General features: G+C 55.5%; 26 protein-coding genes and 1 pseudogene. 16 read left to right on the plus strand and 11 right to left on the minus strand.

Annotated elements, in window-relative coordinates:
- Window positions 1-29: 29 nt before the first annotated feature.
- Both QRN46_RS14480 and QRN46_RS14485 read left to right on the plus strand, forming a co-directional pair.
- Window positions 30-1139, plus strand: a complete 1110-nt coding sequence (locus tag QRN46_RS14480; RefSeq protein ID WP_011333906.1) for an efflux RND transporter periplasmic adaptor subunit — start codon at window positions 30-32, stop codon at window positions 1137-1139.
- On the plus strand, window positions 1136-4225 hold the full coding sequence (locus QRN46_RS14485) for an efflux RND transporter permease subunit (protein ID WP_011333907.1): 3090 nt from the start codon (window positions 1136-1138) through the stop codon (window positions 4223-4225). Before QRN46_RS14480 ends, QRN46_RS14485 begins: the two co-directional genes overlap by 4 nt.
- Before the next feature lie 322 nt (window positions 4226-4547).
- On the opposite strand, the gene QRN46_RS14490 is transcribed toward QRN46_RS14485, so the two are convergent.
- The 3 genes from QRN46_RS14490 to QRN46_RS14500 all read right to left on the minus strand — a co-directional run bounded on the left by QRN46_RS14490 (window position 4548) and on the right by QRN46_RS14500 (window position 7134).
- The gene (locus tag QRN46_RS14490; protein ID WP_011333908.1) at window positions 4548-5237 is read right to left on the minus strand and encodes a lipopolysaccharide kinase InaA family protein; all 690 of its coding nucleotides are present in this window, start codon (window positions 5235-5237) and stop codon (window positions 4548-4550) included.
- Between the two features lie 603 nt (window positions 5238-5840).
- Window positions 5841-6890 carry a tyrosine-type recombinase/integrase gene (locus QRN46_RS14495; protein WP_285355401.1) on the minus strand — a complete coding sequence of 350 codons (1050 nt, stop codon included), beginning with the start codon at window positions 6888-6890 and terminating at the stop codon, window positions 5841-5843.
- 1 nt (window position 6891) lies between these two features.
- Entirely contained in the window at window positions 6892-7134 is a 243-nt protein-coding gene (locus tag QRN46_RS14500) for a DUF4224 domain-containing protein (RefSeq protein WP_285355403.1), read from the minus strand.
- A gap of 156 nt (window positions 7135-7290) precedes the next feature.
- Between QRN46_RS14500 and QRN46_RS14505 the strand changes: the two genes are divergently transcribed.
- Entirely contained in the window at window positions 7291-8382 is a 1092-nt protein-coding gene (locus QRN46_RS14505; RefSeq protein ID WP_285355405.1) for a PIN domain-containing protein, read from the plus strand.
- On the plus strand, window positions 8379-9197 hold the full coding sequence (locus QRN46_RS14510; protein ID WP_285355407.1) for an HNH endonuclease: 819 nt from the start codon (window positions 8379-8381) through the stop codon (window positions 9195-9197). The genes QRN46_RS14505 and QRN46_RS14510 overlap by 4 nt, the downstream gene beginning before the upstream one ends.
- A gap of 269 nt (window positions 9198-9466) precedes the next feature.
- Here the strand turns inward: QRN46_RS14510 and QRN46_RS14515 are convergent.
- Window positions 9467-10132 (minus strand): annotated as a pseudogene (locus tag QRN46_RS14515) (DNA cytosine methyltransferase); the annotation flags it as partial.
- 168 nt (window positions 10133-10300) lie between these two features.
- On the opposite strand from QRN46_RS14515, the gene QRN46_RS14520 reads away from it, so the two are divergent.
- A complete protein-coding gene (locus tag QRN46_RS14520; RefSeq protein WP_285356085.1) occupies window positions 10301-10576 on the plus strand; it encodes a hypothetical protein in 276 nt (91 codons plus the stop codon).
- Window positions 10577-10594: 18 nt separating this feature from the next.
- Here QRN46_RS14520 and QRN46_RS14525 read toward each other — a convergent pair whose 3' ends face one another.
- Both QRN46_RS14525 and QRN46_RS14530 read right to left on the minus strand, forming a co-directional pair.
- Window positions 10595-10774, minus strand: coding sequence for a hypothetical protein (locus tag QRN46_RS14525; protein ID WP_285355409.1), 180 nt, complete (start codon window positions 10772-10774; stop codon window positions 10595-10597).
- Window positions 10771-11265: a hypothetical protein gene (locus tag QRN46_RS14530; protein ID WP_285355411.1), complete on the minus strand. Its 495-nt coding sequence runs from the start codon at window positions 11263-11265 to the stop codon at window positions 10771-10773. The genes QRN46_RS14525 and QRN46_RS14530 overlap by 4 nt, the downstream gene beginning before the upstream one ends.
- An 84-nt stretch (window positions 11266-11349) precedes the next feature.
- On the opposite strand from QRN46_RS14530, the gene QRN46_RS14535 reads away from it, so the two are divergent.
- Window positions 11350-12036 carry a hypothetical protein gene (locus QRN46_RS14535; protein WP_285355412.1) on the plus strand — a complete coding sequence of 229 codons (687 nt, stop codon included), beginning with the start codon at window positions 11350-11352 and terminating at the stop codon, window positions 12034-12036.
- Window positions 12037-12140: 104 nt separating this feature from the next.
- Window positions 12141-12917, plus strand: coding sequence for a DUF2971 domain-containing protein (locus QRN46_RS14540; RefSeq protein ID WP_285355414.1), 777 nt, complete (start codon window positions 12141-12143; stop codon window positions 12915-12917).
- Window positions 12918-12960: 43 nt separating this feature from the next.
- Here the strand turns inward: QRN46_RS14540 and QRN46_RS14545 are convergent, their stop codons facing one another.
- The 3 genes from QRN46_RS14545 to QRN46_RS14555 all read right to left on the minus strand — a co-directional run bounded on the left by QRN46_RS14545 (window position 12961) and on the right by QRN46_RS14555 (window position 13940).
- Window positions 12961-13272, minus strand: coding sequence for a hypothetical protein (locus QRN46_RS14545; protein ID WP_285355416.1), 312 nt, complete (start codon window positions 13270-13272; stop codon window positions 12961-12963).
- An 81-nt stretch (window positions 13273-13353) separates the two neighbouring features.
- Window positions 13354-13668: a hypothetical protein gene (locus tag QRN46_RS14550; RefSeq protein WP_285355418.1), complete on the minus strand. Its 315-nt coding sequence runs from the start codon at window positions 13666-13668 to the stop codon at window positions 13354-13356.
- Window positions 13665-13940 (minus strand): hypothetical protein, encoded by a 276-nt coding sequence (locus tag QRN46_RS14555; protein WP_285355419.1) that lies wholly within the window; start codon window positions 13938-13940, stop codon window positions 13665-13667. Before QRN46_RS14555 ends, QRN46_RS14550 begins: the two co-directional genes overlap by 4 nt.
- Window positions 13941-14342: 402 nt before the next feature.
- On the opposite strand from QRN46_RS14555, the gene QRN46_RS14560 reads away from it, so the two are divergent.
- Window positions 14343-14555 carry a hypothetical protein gene (locus QRN46_RS14560; protein ID WP_285355420.1) on the plus strand — a complete coding sequence of 71 codons (213 nt, stop codon included), beginning with the start codon at window positions 14343-14345 and terminating at the stop codon, window positions 14553-14555.
- A gap of 45 nt (window positions 14556-14600) precedes the next feature.
- Here the strand turns inward: QRN46_RS14560 and QRN46_RS14565 are convergent, their stop codons facing one another.
- The gene (locus QRN46_RS14565; RefSeq protein WP_285356086.1) at window positions 14601-14984 is read right to left on the minus strand and encodes a response regulator transcription factor; all 384 of its coding nucleotides are present in this window, start codon (window positions 14982-14984) and stop codon (window positions 14601-14603) included.
- Between the two features lie 362 nt (window positions 14985-15346).
- Complete coding sequence (locus tag QRN46_RS14570) at window positions 15347-16042, minus strand: S24 family peptidase (RefSeq protein WP_502942403.1); 696 nt, start codon at window positions 16040-16042, stop codon at window positions 15347-15349.
- Between the two features lie 145 nt (window positions 16043-16187).
- Between QRN46_RS14570 and QRN46_RS14575 the strand changes: the two genes are divergently transcribed.
- From QRN46_RS14575 to QRN46_RS14610, 8 genes are all read left to right on the plus strand, one after another.
- Window positions 16188-16418, plus strand: coding sequence for a helix-turn-helix domain-containing protein (locus QRN46_RS14575; RefSeq protein ID WP_285355423.1), 231 nt, complete (start codon window positions 16188-16190; stop codon window positions 16416-16418).
- A gap of 229 nt (window positions 16419-16647) precedes the next feature.
- The gene (locus QRN46_RS14580; RefSeq protein WP_285356088.1) at window positions 16648-17307 is read left to right on the plus strand and encodes a phage antirepressor KilAC domain-containing protein; all 660 of its coding nucleotides are present in this window, start codon (window positions 16648-16650) and stop codon (window positions 17305-17307) included.
- Window positions 17307-18050, plus strand: a complete 744-nt coding sequence (locus QRN46_RS14585; protein WP_285355425.1) for a DnaT-like ssDNA-binding domain-containing protein — start codon at window positions 17307-17309, stop codon at window positions 18048-18050. The genes QRN46_RS14580 and QRN46_RS14585 overlap by 1 nt, the downstream gene beginning before the upstream one ends.
- Entirely contained in the window at window positions 18047-18742 is a 696-nt protein-coding gene (locus QRN46_RS14590) for a replication protein P (RefSeq protein WP_285355427.1), read from the plus strand. Before QRN46_RS14585 ends, QRN46_RS14590 begins: the two co-directional genes overlap by 4 nt.
- A complete protein-coding gene (locus QRN46_RS14595) occupies window positions 18735-18944 on the plus strand; it encodes a hypothetical protein (RefSeq protein ID WP_285355429.1) in 210 nt (69 codons plus the stop codon). Before QRN46_RS14590 ends, QRN46_RS14595 begins: the two co-directional genes overlap by 8 nt.
- Complete coding sequence (locus QRN46_RS14600; RefSeq protein ID WP_285355431.1) at window positions 18935-19237, plus strand: nuclease domain-containing protein; 303 nt, start codon at window positions 18935-18937, stop codon at window positions 19235-19237. The genes QRN46_RS14595 and QRN46_RS14600 overlap by 10 nt, the downstream gene beginning before the upstream one ends.
- Window positions 19234-19605, plus strand: a complete 372-nt coding sequence (locus tag QRN46_RS14605; RefSeq protein WP_285355433.1) for a RusA family crossover junction endodeoxyribonuclease — start codon at window positions 19234-19236, stop codon at window positions 19603-19605. Before QRN46_RS14600 ends, QRN46_RS14605 begins: the two co-directional genes overlap by 4 nt.
- Window positions 19602-20882, plus strand: a complete 1281-nt coding sequence (locus tag QRN46_RS14610) for a tyrosine-type recombinase/integrase (RefSeq protein ID WP_285355435.1) — start codon at window positions 19602-19604, stop codon at window positions 20880-20882. The genes QRN46_RS14605 and QRN46_RS14610 overlap by 4 nt, the downstream gene beginning before the upstream one ends.
- Window positions 20883-20892: the final 10 nt, after the last annotated feature.

Raw genomic sequence — 20892 nt, forward strand, 5'->3', positions numbered from 1 at the left:
ATGATCATCCTATTTCAGTAAGGGAACCTATGCGCCGGCTCCGATCTTTCCCCATTGCCGCATGTCTGTTGCCACTCGCTCTGGTGGCGTGCGGTGATTCTTCCTCCGTAGTCGATCCGCGTACTCAAGCGCCTTTGGTCCGGGCCACCGCCGTTCAGTCAGCGGCCGACGGTTCCCGATCTTTTACGGGGGTGGTGACGGCGCGCATTCAGAGCGACCTGGGCTTTCGCGTATCGGGCAAGCTGCTCGAACGTCTGGTGGACACGGGGCAGACCGTCAAACGCGGTCAGCCGCTGATGCGGCTTGATCCCATCGACTTGGGGTTGCAGGCGCGCGCGCAACAGGAGTCGGTCACCGCCGCCCGGGCCCGGGCCAGGCAGACAGCCGATGACGAAGCCCGCTATCGCACTCTGGTCAGCGCGGGCGCCATTTCCGCATCGGCCTACGATCAGATCAGAGCCGCCGCAGATACCGCCAAGGCGCAACTAAGCGCTGCTGAAGCGCAAGCGGACGTAGCCCGCAACGCTTCCGGTTATGCGGTGCTGGTCGCCGATGCCGACGGCGTTGTGGTGGAAATACTCGCCGAACCCGGACAAGTCGTCAGCCCTGGACAACCGGTGGTTCGACTGGCGCGGGCAGGGCAGCGCGAGGCCATCGTGCACTTGCCCGAGACGTTGCGTCCCGCAGCAGGATCCACCGCGCAAGCCACGCTCTATGGTGATGCCTCGGGTGCTGTGACCGCGAAACTGAGGTTGCTTTCGGATTCGGCGGACCGCACGACGCGTACGTTCGAGGCCCGCTATGTACTGGAAGGCGCGCTGGCCAATGCGCCGATAGGTTCGACAGTCACCCTTAGAATCGCCGAGGGCTCGACACCTGCCGCGTCGTTGCAAGTGCCCATAGCCGCACTCTACGACGCCGGTAAAGGTCCTGGCGTGTGGGTCATCGCCGGGACACCGCCAACCGTGACCTGGCGTCCGGTTAAGGTGCTGGGTTTGAGCGATGATCTGGCGCGCGTGGCTGGCGATCTCCGGGTCGGCGAACAGATTGTGGCGCTGGGCGCTCATCTATTGCACGAAGGTGAACCCGTAAGAATGCCTGTGCCTGAAGCGGCCACCGTTGCCGGGAGTCGTCCATGAGCGAAGGACGATTCAACCTTTCCGCCATCGCCGTTCGCGAGCGGGCGATCACGGTCTTTCTGATTTTCCTGATTGCCGTTGCCGGCACCCTGGCGTTCTTCCAGTTGGGGCGTGCCGAAGACCCTCCATTTACGGTCAAGCAGTTGACCGTCATCACGGCATGGCCGGGGGCGACCGCACAGGAGATGCAGGATCAGGTCGCGGAGCCACTGGAAAAACGCCTGCAAGAACTCAAATGGTACGACCGCTCGGAAACCTATACGCGGCCAGGGCTCGCTTTCACGATGGTCTCGTTGCTCGATAGCACGCCGCCTTCGCAAGTGCAGGAAGAGTTCTATCAGGCGCGTAAAAAACTTGACGATGAAGCCATCAAGTTGCCGGCGGGCGTCATCGGGCCGATGGTCAACGACGAATATTCGGACGTGACCTTTGCGCTGTTCGCCCTGAAAGCCAAGGGCGAGCCACAGCGTCTGCTGGTACGCGATGCGGAGTCCATGCGCCAGCGCCTGTTGCATGTGCCGGGGGTAAAGAAGGTCAATATCATCGGCGAACAAGCCGAACGGATATTTGTTTCTTTCTCCCATGAGCGGTTGGCGACCCTGGGCTTGTCGCCGCAGGACATCTTCGCCGCGCTGAACAGCCAGAACGCACTGACCCCGGCCGGATCAATCGACACCAGCGGGCCACAGGTTTTTCTGCGTCTCGATGGTGCGTTCGACAAACTGCAGAAAATCCGCGACACCCCTGTGGTCCTGCAAGGGCGGACACTCAAGCTGTCTGATGTGGCGACGGTCGAACGCGGTTATGAAGACCCGGCCACCTTTATGGTGCGCAATAACGGTGAAGAGGCGCTGTTGCTCGGCGTGGTGATGCGCGAGGGCTGGAACGGTCTTGATCTGGGCAAGGCGCTGGATGCCGAGATCGTCAGGATCAATGAGGAAATGCCCTTGGGTATGACCCTCTCGAAAGTCACCGACCAGGCAGTGAATATCGACTCCGCTGTCGGCGAGTTCATGGTCAAGTTCTTCGTCGCGCTGCTGGTGGTCATGCTCGTCTGCTTTCTGAGCATGGGCTGGCGTGTCGGCGTGGTGGTCGCCGCTGCCGTACCTTTGACCCTGGCGATCGTGTTTGTGGTGATGGCGGCCACCGGCAAGAATTTCGACCGTATTACCCTCGGGTCATTGATCCTGGCGCTTGGTTTGCTGGTCGACGATGCGATCATTGCCATTGAGATGATGGTGGTGAAAATGGAGGAGGGCTACGATCGCATCAAGGCGTCTGCCTATGCCTGGAGCCACACGGCGGCGCCGATGCTGTCCGGAACCCTGGTGACGGCGATCGGTTTTTTGCCGAACGGTTTCGCTCAGTCCACGGCCGGCGAATACACCAGCAACATGTTCTGGATCGTGGGCATCGCTCTCATCGCCTCGTGGGTCGTCGCAGTGGCGTTCACCCCTTATCTGGGCGTGAAACTCTTGCCGGACATCAAGGCTGTGGAGGGTGGACACGCGGCGATCTACAACACGCCGCGATACAACCGTTTTCGCCGGGTTCTGACCCGGGTCATTGCACGCAAATGGTGGGTCGCAGGCATGGTCATTGCGCTGTTCTTCGTGGCCGCTGCGGGCATGGGCCTGGTGAAGAAACAGTTCTTCCCGACCTCTGACCGTCCTGAAGTCATGATCGAAGTGCAAATGCCCTACGGCACTTCCATCGAGCAGACCAGCGCCACGGCCGCCAAGGTCGAAGCCTGGTTGCGCCAGCAGGAGGAGGCAAAAATCGTCACGGCCTATATCGGCCAGGGTGCACCGCGTTTCTTCCTGGCGATGGCGCCCGAACTGCCCGATCCGTCGTTCGCCAAGATCGTGGTGCTGACCGACAGTCAGGAGGCACGAGAAACCCTCAAGTTGCGTTTTCGTGACGCGGTGGCTCAAGGGCTTGCCCCTGAGGCGCGCCTCAGGGCATCGCAGATTGTGTTTGGTCCTTATTCGCCATTTCCAGTGGCTTACCGGGTGATGGGGCCTGATCCGGCGAAGTTGCGCGTAATCGCCGAGCAGGTGCGGAGCGTGATGCAGGACAGCCCGATGATGAGAACCGTGAACACTGATTGGGGGCCGCTGACGCCGTCGTTGCATTTCAACCTGGATCAGGACCGTCTACAGGCAGTGGGGCTGACATCGACTGCGGTTGCACAGCAATTGCAGTTCCTGCTCAGCGGAGTACCGATTACGGCGGTGCGTGAAGATATCCGTTCGGTACAGGTGATGGGGCGGGCAGCGGGCGATATCCGGCTCGATCCGCAGCAAATCGAAGGCTTCACCTTGGTCGGTGCGTCGGGACAGCGAATCCCGTTGTCGCAGATCGGCGAGGTCGATGTGCGCATGGAGGATCCGATCCTGCGCCGGCGTGATCGCACCCCGACCATCACCGTGCGCGGCGACATTGCCGAGGACTTGCAGCCACCGGATGTTTCCAATGCGCTGCTGAAGCAACTGCAGCCGATCATCGAGAAGCTGCCTTCCGGTTACCGGATCGAGCAGGCGGGCGCGATCGAAGAATCCGGCAAGGCCGGCAAGGCGATCCTGCCGTTGTTGCCGATCATGATCGCCATGACCCTGGTCATCATCATTGTGCAGGTCCGTTCGATCTCGGCGATGATCATGGTGTTCCTGACCTCGCCGTTAGGCTTGATAGGCGTGGTGCCGACACTGCTCATCTTCAATCAGCCGTTTGGCATCAATGCGCTGGTCGGGTTGATTGCACTGTCGGGGATCCTGATGCGCAATACGCTGATTCTGATCGGCCAGATTCATCACAACGCGCAAGAAGGGCTGGATCCGTTTCACGCTGTCGTCGAAGCCACGGTGCAACGTGCGCGACCGGTACTGTTGACGGCCCTGGCGGCAATCCTGGCGTTCATTCCCCTGACGCACTCGGTATTTTGGGGGACGCTGGCCTATACCCTGATTGGCGGTACGCTCGTCGGCACCGTCATGACGCTGGTGTTCCTGCCCGCGATGTACTCGATCTGGTTCAAAATCGGTCCTGACGCCAGGCCGCCGGCTGCAACAGTCAAACCGGAGTAGCCATCAGTACTGAAAATCGAGGCCTGATCGCGGAAACGACAAAGCCCTGAATAATCAGGGCTTTGTCGTATATAAAGATGGCTTCCAGCCTCACCGCCCGGCGCCGCGCGGGTCGTCAATGTGCGCCGAATCGCTCTCGGCCGTTCCGATCTCGGTCCGGCGTGGCCTGTGCTTTCGAAAAACTGGATGGTAGCTGAGTCAGTAGAGTAGAGCCATCAATGAGTTGGGCGGAGCCGGGCACACACCCTGCATTCACCGGTTCACCTGGCAGATCGATGCAGACATTCATGTGATGTGAGCGCCTGCCGCCTTCGTTGGGATCTCAAGAACGGCCCTGAGTGATCACTGGTCGACCCAGGTGCTTTTCATAATGACGAAGAAAGTGTTGCCACTCCGGTTCGCTCCAATAGGAATGGCGCCTGAGTTGCAAAATGTCGTGCCGAGCTGCCCGCAATGAGCTAATTCGCCCATGGGATTTCTCGAGATCGAGCAGCGCAAGCTCGAACTCGGGATCGCTCGACGAATTGCGAACTTTGATAAAAATGTGTTTTGAGCGCATGCAGCCATGTTGCCAGCGGCCGAGATGCATTCGTGCCATTAACGAAGCGAGTATTTCGAGCACATTGTCCAGTTGCTTGGGCGTGTATTGGTTTTTTGCGCCTTCGTTGTACCAGGATTCCAAATCCTGGAAACCGTTCAAGTCCTTGGTGACCAAGATGCCGTGCCAGACCCCTTTGATTTTTTGCGCACCGTAGTAAACCGGTTGAGGGGCGTTGACCCCAAGATGGAGTAACTTCGTGAGCGCGCGGCCTTCGCGCAAGGTGGTGGGGCGCCCCAGTGGATATCTCAGGCTGCGAAACAAATGACCCGTCTGGCGCTTAACATAAACAGTCGCGCCGTTATGCATAACTCGCTGCACTCCGCTTGTGCCACTCCTGCGAACGTTGGGTTCTTCTACCCAAGGGCCTGATGTATTCCACCAATAGGAAAAAAGTTGGTCGGTTTGGCTCATCGCGCACTCCATTCTTGTGTTGTTATCAGCTGCGCCATCGGCCTTTTTGTTGGCCGGCATCATGCCGTAATTCAAACAGACGTTTCAGTGCTGAGCTAGTTCCTTTTGATGACACGCTTATCCATTATTGAGCAGCAGCTACGGTTCAAAGGCAGTCGTGGGAGATGAAATGGTTTCGGCCAGGGCAGTCGTCCGCAGGGGGCAGCATTCGGCTGATAGCCATCAGTCAGGTGCCATCATCAAGGCCAGGGTCATCTTGATGAATTCCCGTATTACATGAAGAGTGTTTTATGTTCGGCAGGACGCTGGAGAAGGGAGTGAAAGTTGCGGTTTGTGGAAAACATCCTGATGTCATCAGAATTTCTGGAACGTCAGAAACGACAAAGCCCTGAATAATCAGGGCTTTGTCGTACTTAAGATGGCGGAGGCGATGGGATTCGAACTCATGGACCTGTTACAGTCGACGGTTTTCAAGACCGATATGCAAAGCCAATGAAACCGGGGCCTGTAGCCGTTTTTCGTTACGACACGTTTTTTTTTTGACACCTCTACAGCCCGCGTTCTACAAGGAGCAGATTTTGAGTTTTGTAACGATTTTCGGGGCTATTTCGATGGCTTGGCAATGGCGCCAATTCGTCGATAAACGCGCTCGGTAATGTCTCCTTTGGTGTGCCCCAAGAGTAGGCTTGCATCGCCGACGTCGAGGATTTCCGACGCCGCTTTCGGCCTGATGTCTCTGAACTGGAAGCCTCCGATTTTCTCAGCCAGCTGAACATCGCCTTTTTCTTCAGCTTCTTTCTTGGCCCTTTCTCTGGCGTCGTCCCATCGATCGCGAAGCATCTTCGCGGTCATCCGCTTGCCGCGTGCGCTCACGATCAAATAGCTGCAAATGTGCTGAGCATTGCGCTCGGCCATTCTCCCGATCAACAGGCCCAGACTGTTTGGCTCATCACCGTCAGTCATCTGGATACGCAGCTTTTTGTGTGTCTTGTTCTGCTGCACACCCAAGTAATTTCCCTCGACATCGTCCTTCCTCATGACCAGGACATCTGCCGGTCTTTGCCCGGTCAGATAGGCCAAGTCCATCGCGTCCTTCAGCTCTTGAGCTGCCTTCATGTAAACAGCATCCCAAACCACATCATTCGCGTAATAGTCCCTCGGCGTTTCCTTGTTTTTGCGCACGCCCTGGCAGGGATTTTCTTTGGTCGTCAGTCCCCATTCCCGGGCAATATTGAAAATGTGGGAGAGAGTAGCAATCTCGCGATTCGCCCGAACCTTGGCGGTCCGCGCGTCGCGGTACCCTGCAATAGTTGCTGGGGTGATTGAGTCGATGGGTGCGCTGTCGAACATCGGCCGAAGCTGCTTGATCTCCGCCAAATTGTCCTTCTGCGTTCGTGCCGCTTTCTTAGATACGATATCGCGGATATATCGGTCGAAGATGCCCTTCATTGTGCGCAAATCAATCGGCTTTTCCTTCGCCTCCAGCTCCGCCCATTTGGCCCTAGCCAAGTCCAGATCCTTGCCCAGCGGGATCGCCTTGCCTGTCATATCCAGGTAGTAATAGGCGATCCAAACCTTTCCGCTTTTTCGTGTTCGCGTCCACTGGTACATCCGAGGCGGCAAGTTGCGTGTGTCGGCCTTGCGGGGGCGCATATCAATTCACTCGCGAGTAGTCAGGTGTCCATACCGGTGCAGCCGCCGGCGGGTTCGGATCGGCAACCGCAGGGCTGATCATGCCCAGCTTCATGCGGGCATACATGCGGCCCACCAGCGGGCGCTTGCCGCGGCTTTCGACGAAGACCCATTGACGATCTGTCAGCCAGCGCCTCTGGTATGCCCTAGCCTTGTAGCCTGTTAGTTCAGCCAGTTCTTCATCCGAGAGGATTTCGGTTTCCATTTTGGTGCTCCATACCGCGCATAGCGGTGAAAGTTGGTGATGTGCGTTTCTAGGCCGGAAACATCAGTCCGATTTTCCCCTCCTATCCACGATCTACATGAGCTATGCTGGCAATTTGCCTATTGCAATATTTTCTTGTCAGAGAAGGACGTACAAGTGTCGGACTTTGTATTGAAATCTAAGTATGTATTTGTTGATACGAATATCTATGAAGGAAAAAACTTTCAGTTTTTAACTTATGAGTTAGAACGCTTGTCGCTGTTGGCATCCGCTGGTGAAATTATTTTATTAATGAGTCCTATTATTGATTTCGAGATTCGAGGGCATATAAAGGCAGGGGCCGCTAAGGCCGCAAAGAGCGTCAAGGATTTTAAAAAAGAGGCAATGGTCCTCAGGAATGCAACAGAGTTGCCAGTTTCGGGTGTTTTCGAGCGGGTGTCTGAACTGGATATATCTGATGCGCTGCTTGAAAATTACAGTCGCTTTGTCGAGTTAGCTACGCCTGAAATAGTGCCGTTTGACGATGTCGACCCTATTGAGGTGTTTGAAAGGTATTTTTCTGGACGTCCTCCTTTCAGTGAGAGTAAAAAGCACGAATTTCCTGATGGGTTTGCTTTGCTGTCTCTGGTGAACTATTCGCGGGCCAAAGATAGCTCTATATATGTTGTAAGTAACGATCGCGACATGGAGGATTTTTGCTTGGAGTACCCTTCTTTAATTCATCTTGATAATCTTGATCCGATAATTAATGCATTAAGTAATGTAGGTCCCTTCAATCTGTCTGTTTTTGCACGTCAGATGCTTGATAAGCTGCAGAATGAGATTCTTGATGCTGCAAGACATTACTTGGGGCTTCTGGAGTTCGATACAGTACCGTCGATTGATGAAGTCGTTACTCAGCAGTTCTACTTTGAGAATCTGAGCGTTGTTGATTCGGATCTTTATAAAGTGGAGCTTGGGCACGCAGAGTTCAATGTAGTAATTGGTCTGGAGATTTGGGCTGACCAAGTTATAGAGGTGCAAGAAAGTTTGGAGCAGGATAGTGGCTCTGAGCAATGCTCAGAAGGTGAGCGTATTCGGCAGCTTTCCAAATTCAATGCCATAGTGGATATGCCTGTCATGTTGAATTCGAAAGGGTATAATCTCGAGACAGCATACTTGCGCGATGTCGATCCGTTGCTACGAAGCGATCTTAGTTTGCGAGATGCGTTTTTTATTGAAACGTTTGAGCTTGAGCAAATTTTATGATTCTTGCGGAAGGTAGTGATCTGTTTAAGTTGATAGGTCGCGAAAGTGTTTCAAAGCGAAATCTTTATGATCTAGTTCAATATTCTAAAATTCAGTCTTCCCCTTATTGGGGTGGTGCGGAATTTTTAATTGGTAACACGCCTCAGCAGGGTATTAATTGGATTGGTGAGTTCCCAGCCTTAAGTGGTGTGATAGTTAAAGTGCGTCCTGGTAGTTATGAGGGTGATGGCTGGGCAGATAGTGATGAAATGACCTATCACTACTCCTTTAAGGCGAGGAGTAAAATTATCTCATATGCTGAAAAAGCAAATCAGGCGCTAATCAATCAACCACAGCATCTGTATCCGATATTTTTATTTACAGACGCAGGGAAGGAGTGGAGTTTCGAGGGAAGGTTTTTAGTCTCCGAAATAATGGATACCTACGTGATTCTGCAGCGTGACAAGAAAGTTTTTGTAGGTGCAAATATTAGTCAGGTAGAACAGTACTATGAAGAGGGTGGTAAAAGGTATGTCTCACATCTTATGGCAGAAAGAAGCGCGGCGGTTGTTGCGGCGGTCAAAGCCTCTGCGGATTGGGTTTGTGAAATATGTGCTATTGATTTTGAATCGCTTTATGCATTTCCATATATTGAAGCCCATCACAAAACGGCCATTTCAACTTATGAGTCATCACAGAAGGTAAAGCCGTCTGATTTGGCATTGCTATGTCCAAATTGTCATGCGGCTGTTCACTTGTATATGAAGAATACGCAGTTTGATTACTTTGCTATCAAGGAAGCATTGATTAAGCGCTTGCAAAAAATAACTGGTTAGATTTGCTGTTTCAGAATGCGTTCACCTAGCCACTTAATAACTGGCACGGCTTTGCTGTTTCCGATCGCCTTGTATCGAGGCCCATCGGGGCATTCCTCTGCAGGCTTTCCGCGCCAAGGGATTAAGGTATAGTTATCAGATATGCCTTGGCAGCGTTCCCATTCGATTACGCTGGTGCGGCGGACACCATCGGCCTCCAGAACATATGCCTCTCGATCATCGAGAGACCCACCCCCTTGTGCCGTGAGAGTAGGATGAAGTTCCGGCTTCTCCTTCCATCCCGGCGGGCAATCCCTGCGAGTGCCTTCTCGCTCAAAAAGTACCTCGGTGGGATCGAATCCGTCTCGAGCACTTGCGACAACGAACACGCGACGGCGTCGTTGGGCCAAGCCGAAATATTGGGCGTCCAGGATCCGCCACGCGATTGTTCTTTTGGGTCCATACACACAACCAGCGTCCGGCCATTTTTTCCCTGAAGGCTGCAGTTCGCAGTCTTCCCCAGCAAGCGCGCCAAGAAAGCATCCGAAGGCGTTCCCTTTGTCGCTGAGGACGCCGGGGACGTTTTCCCAGACGACAACACAGGCGGGCTTTCGCTGGCCGGCGCGAACATAGTCAACTGCATCTGCTAGCTCCACATATTTGATCGTGAGTGCGCCGCGCGGGTCGGTAAGGCCTTCGCGCATCCCCGCCACGCTGAACGCTTGGCACGGGGTGCCGCCGACGAGCACGTCCGGCGCGGCGATCTTGCCGGCCAGCACCTGCGCGCCGAGTTTGGTCATGTCGCCGAGGTTCGGCGTGTTTGGGTAGTGGTGAGCCAGCACTGCACTGGGGAAGGGTTCGATCTCGGCAAACCAAGTGGCGCTCATGCCGAGAGGCTGCCATGCAAGCGTTGCCGCCTCGATGCCGCTGCACACGCTTCCGTAAGTAATGGGCAAGGGGCTACTTGCGGGAGTGGTTCCGGGATCTGCTACGGAGTTGATGCAGGAAACACGGAGCATGACTTCGTCCTTGCCGCTATAGCGGCTGACTTTGAAGGGGGAGGGAGTAGAGGTTTTTGAAGCTACGGCTACTATCGATAAGAGTCAGTTATTGCTGTGGCCCAGATGCTCAACGAGACAGATAAGGTTGGAGAGACGTTCAAGCGTGCGTTCTTCCGCGTCGATGGCGTGGCGATGTACTTCTTTTGGGCCGTCTGGATAGGGTTAGCAGTCTGGCAGCTATTTGATCCAAGTAAGCCAAAAGGCGTGTCTCTCATTTTTGTTGTGGGTGGCATGATGAACCCTTTTATTTTTCTCCTGTTCGGCGTGATGCGCACACCCGCTCCTTGGACTGCTTTACTTATCGTCGGGCTGAATGTTCGCTTCCTGATATTTGGCTGATTTTTAAGCCGGAGGGAGTTACTGGTATTTGTTGCTGATGCGCTCGGCGATGTCTTCAAGCTCTTCGGCCATGCCGTACATCCTGTTGTTGTCCTGGCGGGAGACGACCGGGGAGCGGTGGACGTTCCGGCCCTCGAGGATCTTCGCGGCCAGCAGGATCAGCCAGGCTTCGAATTTTCGGCGGATAAGGCGCTTCACGGCTGAACCGTTTCGTCGGGGTCGAACCCGAACCGCCTGCAAAGCGCGTGCGCAACACCGGATCCGACGCAGAAGGCGTCTTTCATCGCAACCCAACGCAGAGTTCCGCGCCGACTGGTTCCGGTAACGGCTCGTACAGCCTTGCCGACCAGCTCGTCCTCGGTGAATTCGCAGCCAGACAGGCTGATCGTGCGGCTTTCGGCCTGCCGTGTGGTCAGCTCATCAATCCGCTGATCCGCTGCGTTCAGGCGCTGCTGCAGGGCGTCACGCTCGGCGGTGAGTCGCCCAACCTCACCCTCTGCTGTAGCCCGCCTGGTGTCGCGCTGGTATTCGTCAAAACGCCGCTGCGCCTTTTCGTCGCCACTCAAGCACCCGCAACGATGAGGGTGTGTCGTGTAATCGATGTGGTATAGACGGTCAGGATACGGCTTTGGCTCCTTGCCGGTCACCAATGTCGGAAGCGGCTCGGCCGTTTTGTTTTCTGTGGGCATGGGGCGTCCTATGCCGGGGCATGCCCGGGCGGTGGAGATGGTTGGGATCAGGTACAGTGAATGACAAATTAGGCGGGGAACGGTATGTCTAGTGGAACAAATAAGGCACTTAAAGCAGTAACGAGTTTTTGGTTTTGGTCATGCATATCTATTGTGATTGCATTCTGTATCGCTGTTGCAGCTTATCTTTCAAAGTTTGACGGTGGCTTGTCTGGACAATCCAGCGATTGGTCAAATTTCGGGAGCTATATTGGCGGAATATTTGGGCCGTTAGTCTCATTCATTACTTTGCTTGCTGTACTTAAGACTGTTTACCTGCAGAGAGAGTTGCTTGACGCGCAGAGAGTAGAATTTGAGGGGATGCAGTCGAATCAAGCTAAGGCTTTCGAAGCTCAGCAGGAGCAAATAAAAAGTGCTTCCGAGCAAGCTGCAAGCGAAACAAAGGAGAAGGCAAGGCTTGCGATCTTAGGAATGATCGATCGATATATTCAACTTGTCGAAAAGAAACAGGACAGAACTACCGAAGGTCTAGCTAGAATTGGAGACTGGGTTTCTGCAGGAAATAGTTCTGCCACGCTAGAGCAAACGAAAAAACTTGCGAAGAATAACGAAGAGCTTCGTGCAGTGATTTTGAAGTTGATTGGGTTGTCAGAATTGATTTCATTGATGGATTACAATACTGTTTCCGAAATGCGTGATTATTACGAGGTTGAAATAGCTAGAATATTCATCGGTGAGGATGGCGAGGATGTTAAAGAAGATGTTATTTGATCTTTTAGTATGACAATTGTTTTAAGATAACTCGCCGGCTGGCGTGATTCGTAGAAGTGGGGTATTTGTAGCTGTATTAACTATCATAATTGTCAGGGGGTTCAATGTCGCTTTTTCATTACACGGATATCCATGCGATTCAATCAATTCTTACTAATAGGGAATTTTGGTTTACGCATATAAACTTTATGAATGACAAGGAGGAGCTTAAAACTGGTTTAGCTGAAATAGTTGATTGGCTGGAAATCTATGAGTTGGTCGGGTATCCAGACGCGTCAAAAAACAGGGCGTTTGATTTCATTAATGGTCTAATTCGAGACTCCACAGCGCTCCAAGATTCTGGATATGCTTTATTTAGTTGTTCATTCAGTTGCTCTGGGGACTCTCTTAGTCAATGGCGTGCATATGGTAAGTTCGCGATTGAGCTAGAGAGATCAGTTCTTCGCGACGGATTCGAGCTATATGACTGTGTTTACACCAAGGAAGAGAAATACGCCGCTGCCCATCAGCTTGGAAACGGTGTGTTAGAGAAAATTGCCGGTGATATATCGGCGGACGGTACGGTTGGGCCGAATGGATTGTCTGAATATGGTCGGTTGCTGGTAGAGGCAGCCAAATTCAAAAATGCGCATTTTGCAGAGGAACAAGAAGTTAGGGCTGTTTTGCCGGAAGACCTAAATTCTGATGTGAGTTTTAGGGTTAAATCTGATTATTTAGTACCATACGTTAAAAAGACATTTGATATAAAAGCGATTAAGGCTATTCATGTGGGCCCAACACCAAATCAAGAATTATCACAGAGGTCCATCGAAACGCTGCTCAAAACATTAGGCTTGGCTGACATTCCAGTGATTGCTTCACGTATTCCGTTTCGATCATGACTATTTGTGGTTTCAATTTGATTGGTATTTTCCTAGATTTTATTCATTCGTCTTTGCAAATCCGGGCGGCTTCTCGGTTGAAAGCAAGCTTCAACTTCCGCGACACGTTTTCGGTTATCACGTATTCGTGTCGCGGTGGGGTGAGTAGGGGAAGGGCGCCGCCCGGGCCAAGGCCATGCAGGTGGTGAATCATCAGCGTGATCGCCTCGCCCTGTTCCTCGATGCCGCTCCAGGCCATCAGCTCAGCAAGGGCTTGGCGCGTACCGGGCAGGCAGTGCAGCCTGATTTCCTCTTCGCCGCGGCTCTTCCTCTTCGCCGATGCTTTCTCTGACCGTTCCGCGTTGCTCTTGGCCATGGCCTACCTCTTCAATTCCGCTGGCTGGCAAGTCCAGCCAGGTCTGTCGGCGGCGCGTGGCCGCCCGGTTGATGGTTCGCTTCACTGAGGCCCCGGGAAGTTGATGCTGTTCTCTCGGGCGATCAGGCGGGCGCGCTTCGTTTCCATGCCCATCTCTTTCGCTGCCTCGATGACGGTGAGGCCTTTTTCGGCCAGCGCCTTCAGCTGCGGCGCCATTTTGTCGCGTTCGGCGCGCAGCCTTGCTGTGTAGGAGGTGCCGAACATCGCGTCTCGCACACCGGTTGCGCCGGGGTCGACCTGCTTGACCTTGTTGCCGGCGCCGAAGAACGCGTCCAGCTGCTGGTTCAGGTTGTCGATCAGTTGATCCCGCGGGTTTGGAAGTGGGACGCCGATCACTGCTCACCCCCTGCTGGCCGGTTGGCCTTTTCTTCGAACTGAATCGCCATGTCGAGCGCTGCTTTGTAGGTCCAGCGAAACGCCTTGGTCTTGCCCGTGGACAGGTCCACGACGTGAAAGGCTTTGCCGACCGTCTTCACCTGGAAGCGCACCTTCTTCTCCGGCATCACTAGGCCGGCGAGTCGGGCGAACGTCTCGCGCGCCGCCTGGGTACGAATCATCAGTACGCGCAGAACATCGACGCGCTGTTGCATCAGTGGGTGCATTTGCATGGCTGATCCCTCGGTAGTGGGTGTTGCGTGTATTCGTCAGCACTCGGCGCCGCCTGCTGGTTGCCGTTGGGCCCAGGGGAGAGTACTGACGGATAAACGCGAGGCGAAGAAAAGGCCCAACTGGACGGGAGGGCCTTTTGTGTTGCTCAGATGCAGTGATCTCGGGTGGCGAGATTTTTGGCGGGATCGTTCAGCGCCAGAACGCGGCGACCCCGGCGGTACATCGCCATCGCTCACGGCGTGCACGTTGCGGATCGGTTGGCAGCCCGACAGAGCAGGGCGGTTCTGGCCGCACATGCGTAAGCGCTGCGCCGATCAGGATGATCAGGAGCATGTGGATCTCCGGTTGAGTGCAGGTGTCCAGCGTCTGCTGCACAGGTGTTGCACCGAGTGTTACGCTTGATGCTCTACCAAGATGCACAACAGAGGACGTTTATGAGTCAGGAAAGAAGCGGAACAGTTGAGTCGATCGATACAGCTCGAGCTGTGGCGAACAAACTCGCACTTCATGGCGAATCGAAGGATGCAAAGGACGCGGCGGCGGCGATCTTCTCGCTGTGCAACGTCGTAACCGTCCTTTTGGGGCGGATCGAAAACCTCGAATCCAAGAAGTAACTCGTTAAACTGCCGAGGCCCAATCTTCGGGTCTCGGTAATTGCTTCAGGCGTACAGTTCAGGCTGTTCGGCGCGGCGCACCATTCGAACTTGCGCTGTTCTGCGTTCCGGTACGCGGCGATCTCGGCGCATGGCGTCATCCCCAATCATTGAGTGCATCGCGATGAGCGCCGCGAGAGCGATGCACATCGGCGAGATGATCTGGCGACGCATTGCTTCGGCGACCATTGCGGTCTGGCGGTGAACGCCAAGCTTGAACATAGCGTTCGAAAGCCGCTTAACCACAGTGCCCGGCTCAACATTGAACACCCGGGCAATCTCTTTCGCTGTCATGCCTTGAGCAGCAGAAAGCACGAACTGAAGCTCGCGCGGTGCAAGGCCGCGACCGAGATAGCCCTTCCATGCACCGCTAACGATTTCCGATTCCATTTGTTGTGACTCCCGGTTGTTTTCCCAATGCGCCCGGGCAACCAGGCGCATCAGTGAAAGTTTCCTTGTCCCTTCGGCGCTGCTGGCGCGGTACGGGCTCGTTCAAATTTTTCACCTGGTCGCGGCTCGGCCCACCAGAACACTTTTTTCGATCGCTTTACGCTGCGCGCCTTGGGTAGTGGCCACCCATCTGAACCGTTCAGGCCGGTTCATCGCTGCCTTCCATCTGGCCGGTTGTTATCCGGCGATGGACAAACATTACCTGTGGGTAACAGTGGTGGTCAATACCTGTAGGTAATTATTTTTCTGCGGGCGAAAAAAAACCCGCTGCTAAGCGGGCTTCTTGAGCGACTTTCTCGCCTCTACAGGAGGACTGAGTACCAGAAGACTTTCCCTATCACGATAATGTCTTTTTGCAGCATTTCTTCAGCGGTGTACACCTCGTCTGGGTGCTCCTCTATGTTGTAGCTTCGCATCCTGATGCCGCCACCTGGTGCGCGATAGAGGGTTTTAACACGGAGTTGGCCGCCATGATTTAGGGCATACATCTTCCCATCTGTGACAGTCGTGCAGCCTTGATCAACCCCCACAGTGCTGCCGTGGGGGAGTACTGGTTCCATGCTGTTTCCGCTGACGCTAACGCATACCGCCTCGCTAGGCTGAACGTTTTGCCGACGCAGCGTCATTTTGCCGAACCGCAGTTTCTGCTTATTCGACGGCTCTACAACGGTCTTTCCATTGCCAGCGGACAGCTCTACTTCCTTGAGAAATGGCACGTACACCTCGTCATCGTCCAGCGGCGTGTCATCGTCCCAAACCGAAAATTCGCCAAAATATTCCGCGTTACCTTCGACCTTCGCCACCAGCTGCATGTCTTTTTGATCGAGCTGATAGCGCTCCAGGCCAAGCTTCTGCTCGATCTCTCGAGCGAAGTCTTCCCCGATATTTTTGCTGCCCGCGGATGATTGGGCTGTCGATAAGCAGCGTGAAATGTAATTGGCGCTCTTACCTAAAGCATCGGCCAATCTGGCCTGCCTCCCATCAAAGCGCTGCTTCATAAGTGTCCGCAAATTTTCGCGGCGAATATCTGAAATTTCCATCCGCAGATCATCCATCACTGTTACCAACAGGTAAATTCCCTATGGGTATTGCTTTGAGGTTACCTGCGGGTAATAATCCGAGGCATCTAAAGGGAGGCCCGCCATGCGGACAAAAAATCCTCAACTTCTTGAGTGGTTGAAAACAGCAACCGACGCATCTGTGGCGAAGACAGGTACCACTCGCGCGTATCTGCGATTGATTGCCTACGGACACAAGACCGCTTCGGCGGAAATCGCTGCACGAACTGAATCGGTCACAGATGGAAAAGTCACTCGTCAAGCACTGCGGCCGGATGACTGGAAACAAATTTGGCCGGAGCTCTCGGTTGCTTAAAAGCGCGTTCCATTGAGCAAATTATCCAGCAGAAGCGGCGGCCTTGGCAGTGCGTCGGACATGCTGGGAATCCATACAGTGAAAAATCGCAGACGAAAAAAAAGCCGGTGGCTAGACCGGCTTCTTCAAACAACAAATTTCAGGGGCCAGTATGAACACGAACGTCACCCCCGGCAATACCCCGAACTCTGCGACACGTTTTGCTCAATCTCAAAACGTGTCGCGACACATGTCGTCTCGCGAGATCGCTGAGCTGATCGGCAGCTCTCACGACAACGTGCTGAAAACCATCCGTGCGCTGGTTGCGAAGGGTGTCGTTTCTTCAAACGACACCCCCTACGTGCACCCGCAGAACGGTCAGGTTTACCGCGAGTTCCTTCTGTCGCAGCGCGACACGCTGGTCGTTGTGTCCGGTTACAGCGTCGAGCTGCGTGCCCGGATCATTGATCGCTGGCAAGAGCTGGAAGCCCAAGCGGGCCAATTCCAGATCCCGGCCACCTACGCGGAGGCGCTTCAGGCTGCTGCTGATCAGGCGAAGGACAACCAAACCCTGCGGCTGGTCATCCTCGACCAGGCGCCTAAGGTTGCAGCCATCAACCGTCTTGCAGCCGCTGGCGGCGCGATCTGCATCACCGACGCTGCGAAGCATCTGCAGCTGAAACCTTCGAAACTCTTCGCCTGGATGCAGCAGAACCGGTGGATCTTTCGCCGCCAAGGCTCCGGCCGCTGGACTGCCTATCAACCGCGCATCACCTCCGGGCTCATGGTCCACAAAGTCACTGCTCTCAAGCCTGACTCAGAAACCGGTGCTGACCGTGCCGCTTTCGATCCACTGGTAACCCCAAAGGGCCTGGCCCGTCTCGCTGAACTTCTGCAGGAGGCCGTGTAATGGCCGGCGACTGGATCAAATTCGAACTCACCACCCTTGATAAGCCAGAGGTCTGTCAAATCGCAGACTTCGCCGATATCGACCCTGATGCGGTGGTCGGCAAGCTGATGCGCGTCTGGGGCTGGTTCGACCAACAAACCGAAAACGGTAACGCTCCGAGCGTTAGCAAAAAGTTACTCGACCGTTTGGTGGGCGTTACCGGTTTCTGTGACCACATGAAATTGGTCGGCTGGATGATTGAGGCTGATGGGGTGATCAGCCTTCCTCATTTCGAGCGCCACAACGGGAAGACCGCTAAAAACAGGCTTCTTACCGCAAAGCGTGTTGCAAACCACAAGTCTGCCAACGCTAAAGGTAACGCTGCGAACGTTAGCGGTGCGTTACCTAAAGAAGATTTAGAGAAGAATAAAGAACCTCTCTCTGCGCGTGAGTCGGTTGACCCTCGCATGCCCAGCGAAATGACCCTCGGATGGAAGCCAGACGCGAAGATTCTAAAAACCTATGCGCTGCACCAGGCTGTTCCGTTGGAGCTGTTCACCGACGAGATGTTGAAAGCGTTCACGGGTTACTACGAGCCGAAGGGCCAGATCAATACCGAGGCCGAATGGGTCAGCATGCTGGTCAAGTGGGTACGCAACGATCTGAACAGAACCTCCAACGTCAAACAGTTCGCACCACGCCAAGCGTCTCAAGAGTTCGACGATGACGACACTGGCTGGAATGAGCAGGAGGCGGCCCAATGAAAAGCGTTGCAGTCGTCACGACAGGCCTTTGGGCGAAGGTCCAGTCGGGCCAGTACATCGCCAAGGAACAGCCACTCCCCCAAGAGATTCAGGCAGAGATCAATCGCGAAACCGCCATTGTGATCAACGGCCTGTTTCGCCAATTGCGCGCGATCTTCCCGGCTTGGAAGCAGGCTTGGCCGGATATGGCGGCCTACAAGGCGGCAAAAAAGGAGTGGCTACAGGCTTTTCTGGAGGCAGGACTGCGCAGCCTTGATCAGCTGCAGTTCGGTCTGATGGGCGCTCGTCAGTCAGGTCGTGATTTTATCCCGGCGCCTGGGGTGTTCATCGGCTGGTGCACGCCAACTGCCGAGATGCTTGGCCTGCCAACACTTGCTACCGCACATCGCGAAGCATGCCGCAACGCCCATCCCTGCAGGGCTGGCCGGGCACGGTGGAGCCACGACGCGGTTTGGCACACGGCGAAAGAGTGTGGTTTTGAAAGCCTCAACAAGCTCGAAGAATCGCTCAGCCTCAAGCTGTTCGAGCGCAATTACACCATCACTGTTCGCCGCCTGATTGAGGGCCTGCCATTGCAGAATATGCCCTTGGCTCTGCCTGAGCGAGTTGAAGGGCGCCGCACACCTGAGATCGGAAACAGAGCGCTTGCAGAACTGCGCGCCATGCGATCGAGGGCTGCCCGCCATGTCTGACCGTCGCCTGGCTGTTCCTGAGATCGAAACCTACCGCTGGGCCGTGTTCTGCTGCTCGTTCAAGGTCGATTTGAGTTCGCCACCTGATCACGCGCTGGCGCTGTTCGCCGATGAGGCGATGGCCAAGCGTTATGGATCGTGGATGTGGCCGGGCACCTACGAAGTCGTCGACGTCGTCACGGGGAGGCCAGCATGCGAGTGAGTTCGAGAAAGCTCCGCGCCTCGACCAATGGCCAAGAGTGCACCGTCCGGATGCCGGGCATCTGCAATTACAACCCAGAAACCACCGTCCTTGCGCATCTGCCATGCGGGCAGAAGGGCATGGGCATGAAGGGCTTCGACACCGTCGCGGTGTACGCCTGCAGCGCTTGCCACGACGTAATCGACGGCCGCGCCGCCGGCGACATCGACTGGCAGGACATGCCGCGCGCCATTGCCGAAACCCACGAAGGCCTGATCCGGGCCGGAATTCTCACCGTAAAGGGGGCTGCATGATCGACATGACGCTGCCGTGGCCGCCAAAGGAGTTGAGTCCTAACGCGCGCGTGCACTGGCGGCGAAAACACAAACTCGCGAAGGCGTACCGCCGCACCTGCGGTCTGATCGCGATGGCGCTGGATGCGCCGCGCCTCAGTGGCAAAAAGTACTTCTGGGTCACGTTCTGCCCGCCGAATCGCCGCTCCTACGACGATGACAACCTGTTGGCGCGCTTCAAGGCCGGCCGGGACGGCATTGCCGATGGCCTGGGCATCGACGACAAGAACTTCGTCACCACGATCAACATCGGCAAGCCTGTGCCTGGTGGTGCCGTTCGCGTGCATATCCGGGATTACCCGATCGACCCGGAGCCGAACACGCCATGAGCCAGAGCTTGCTGACCACGTTTTCTGATGCCGAGATCCGCCGGCAATCGGCCAACACCGATATCCGTGACATGCGGGACGCGCGGTACCCAGGCGTTTACTTTCGCTTCCACAAGAATCGCGAGCGCGGTACGTGGCACCTGGTGGTCGGCAAGAAGTGGGAGAAGATCGCCGGCTTCCCGGAGCTTCCGGTGAAAGGGCTGATCAATGCGCTGCCGAAGATCCGCGAGCGCCTCGCTGCTGACCCGAAGGCCTCAGCCGCTGCTGGCACGCTGCAGACGGTCGGCCAGTTACTCGACTGGTTCACGGCGCGCCAAGCCGTTGACCGCAGCCTGTCGGCCAAGCGCCGATCCACCAACACCTCGATCATCGCCTGCCACCTGAAGCCGCGGCTCGGTGAGCTGCTGGTGGAGGAGGTCGACCGCTTCACACTGGATAAGCAACTGATGTGGCCTATGCAGGCGAAGTTCTCGCTGTCATACGTGCGCCTGATGTGGGGCGTTCTGGTGGTGGCGTTCCGGCAGGCAGAGAAGCTGCGCATGATCAGCTCCAACCCGATCGCCGGCTTCAAGTTCACCGACTTCACCAAGGCCAAGATCCAGCCCAAGCCTTCCCGGTTGCGCGCCGTCCAGCTCGAGGATGTGATCGGGGACTTGGCCGCCATTTTCGACCGGTACCCGCAGGACTGCATGCTGGCGCTGATGATGCTCTGCCACGGTACGCGCGTAGGCGAAACCCGCATGGCTCGATGGGCGCACATGACCCTGGGCGAGCAGGGCGAGTGGTTCATCCCGGCCGAGAACACCAAGACCCGCTGCGAACATCGGTTGCCACTGACGCATCAGGTCTGCGCGCTGCTGGAGCGGTACCGGGACTGGCAGGCAGCGAAGGGCTACAAGGGCGCGTTCGTCTTCCCGGCGCGTGGCGGTGGATGCCTCAGCGACAGCCAGGCCTGTGCCGTGTTCACCCGGTTGGGGCAGGGCGAGTGGACAAGCCACGACCTGCGCAAAGTGGCCCGCACCGGCTGGACTGACCTCGGCGTGGACTTCCTCATCGGCGAGATGCTGGTGAACCACACGATGACCCGCAACGTGCAGACCTACATTCACACATCCGCCGAACTGCTCAAGCGCGAAGCCCTGGGCAAGTGGCACGAATGGTTAGACGGGAAAGGCTTCAGCCTGATTCACCGCTCGACCATGACTAGAAACGGAAATTCGCAGAATGCCGCCGAGGCCTTGAATGGCGCGGCTTCTAGCCAAATCACGAAACCATAAAAGGCGAGGT

It is taken from the genome of Pseudomonas sp. lyk4-R2A-10, assembly GCF_030209075.1.
In the GTDB taxonomy this organism is placed as follows: Bacteria; Pseudomonadota; Gammaproteobacteria; order Pseudomonadales; family Pseudomonadaceae; genus Aquipseudomonas; species Aquipseudomonas glycinae.

What these genes read in the sequence shown, in the direction of transcription:
- QRN46_RS14600 (WP_285355431.1), top strand. Translation starts at nt 18,935, where the DNA reads ATGCGAGTGAGTTCGAGAAAGCTCCGCGCCTCGACCAATGGCCAAGAG.
- QRN46_RS14485 (WP_011333907.1), top strand. Translation starts at nt 1,136, where the DNA reads ATGAGCGAAGGACGATTCAACCTTTCCGCCATCGCCGTTCGCGAGCGG.
- QRN46_RS14555 (WP_285355419.1), bottom strand. Translation starts at nt 13,940, where the DNA reads ATGCAAATGCACCCACTGATGCAACAGCGCGTCGATGTTCTGCGCGTA.
- QRN46_RS14500 (WP_285355403.1), bottom strand. Translation starts at nt 7,134, where the DNA reads ATGGAAACCGAAATCCTCTCGGATGAAGAACTGGCTGAACTAACAGGC.
- QRN46_RS14560 (WP_285355420.1), top strand. Translation starts at nt 14,343, where the DNA reads ATGCTCTACCAAGATGCACAACAGAGGACGTTTATGAGTCAGGAAAGA.
- QRN46_RS14530 (WP_285355411.1), bottom strand. Translation starts at nt 11,265, where the DNA reads ATGCCCACAGAAAACAAAACGGCCGAGCCGCTTCCGACATTGGTGACC.
- QRN46_RS14595 (WP_285355429.1), top strand. Translation starts at nt 18,735, where the DNA reads ATGTCTGACCGTCGCCTGGCTGTTCCTGAGATCGAAACCTACCGCTGG.
- QRN46_RS14480 (WP_011333906.1), top strand. Translation starts at nt 30, where the DNA reads ATGCGCCGGCTCCGATCTTTCCCCATTGCCGCATGTCTGTTGCCACTC.
- QRN46_RS14565 (WP_285356086.1), bottom strand. Translation starts at nt 14,984, where the DNA reads ATGGAATCGGAAATCGTTAGCGGTGCATGGAAGGGCTATCTCGGTCGC.
- QRN46_RS14570 (WP_502942403.1), bottom strand. Translation starts at nt 16,042, where the DNA reads ATGAAGCAGCGCTTTGATGGGAGGCAGGCCAGATTGGCCGATGCTTTA.
- QRN46_RS14535 (WP_285355412.1), top strand. Translation starts at nt 11,350, where the DNA reads ATGTCTAGTGGAACAAATAAGGCACTTAAAGCAGTAACGAGTTTTTGG.
- QRN46_RS14590 (WP_285355427.1), top strand. Translation starts at nt 18,047, where the DNA reads ATGAAAAGCGTTGCAGTCGTCACGACAGGCCTTTGGGCGAAGGTCCAG.
- QRN46_RS14575 (WP_285355423.1), top strand. Translation starts at nt 16,188, where the DNA reads ATGCGGACAAAAAATCCTCAACTTCTTGAGTGGTTGAAAACAGCAACC.
- QRN46_RS14610 (WP_285355435.1), top strand. Translation starts at nt 19,602, where the DNA reads ATGAGCCAGAGCTTGCTGACCACGTTTTCTGATGCCGAGATCCGCCGG.
- QRN46_RS14495 (WP_285355401.1), bottom strand. Translation starts at nt 6,890, where the DNA reads ATGCGCCCCCGCAAGGCCGACACACGCAACTTGCCGCCTCGGATGTAC.
- QRN46_RS14510 (WP_285355407.1), top strand. Translation starts at nt 8,379, where the DNA reads ATGATTCTTGCGGAAGGTAGTGATCTGTTTAAGTTGATAGGTCGCGAA.
- QRN46_RS14540 (WP_285355414.1), top strand. Translation starts at nt 12,141, where the DNA reads ATGTCGCTTTTTCATTACACGGATATCCATGCGATTCAATCAATTCTT.
- QRN46_RS14545 (WP_285355416.1), bottom strand. Translation starts at nt 13,272, where the DNA reads ATGGCCAAGAGCAACGCGGAACGGTCAGAGAAAGCATCGGCGAAGAGG.
- QRN46_RS14585 (WP_285355425.1), top strand. Translation starts at nt 17,307, where the DNA reads ATGGCCGGCGACTGGATCAAATTCGAACTCACCACCCTTGATAAGCCA.
- QRN46_RS14490 (WP_011333908.1), bottom strand. Translation starts at nt 5,237, where the DNA reads ATGAGCCAAACCGACCAACTTTTTTCCTATTGGTGGAATACATCAGGC.
- QRN46_RS14605 (WP_285355433.1), top strand. Translation starts at nt 19,234, where the DNA reads ATGATCGACATGACGCTGCCGTGGCCGCCAAAGGAGTTGAGTCCTAAC.
- QRN46_RS14580 (WP_285356088.1), top strand. Translation starts at nt 16,648, where the DNA reads ATGTCGTCTCGCGAGATCGCTGAGCTGATCGGCAGCTCTCACGACAAC.
- QRN46_RS14520 (WP_285356085.1), top strand. Translation starts at nt 10,301, where the DNA reads ATGCTCAACGAGACAGATAAGGTTGGAGAGACGTTCAAGCGTGCGTTC.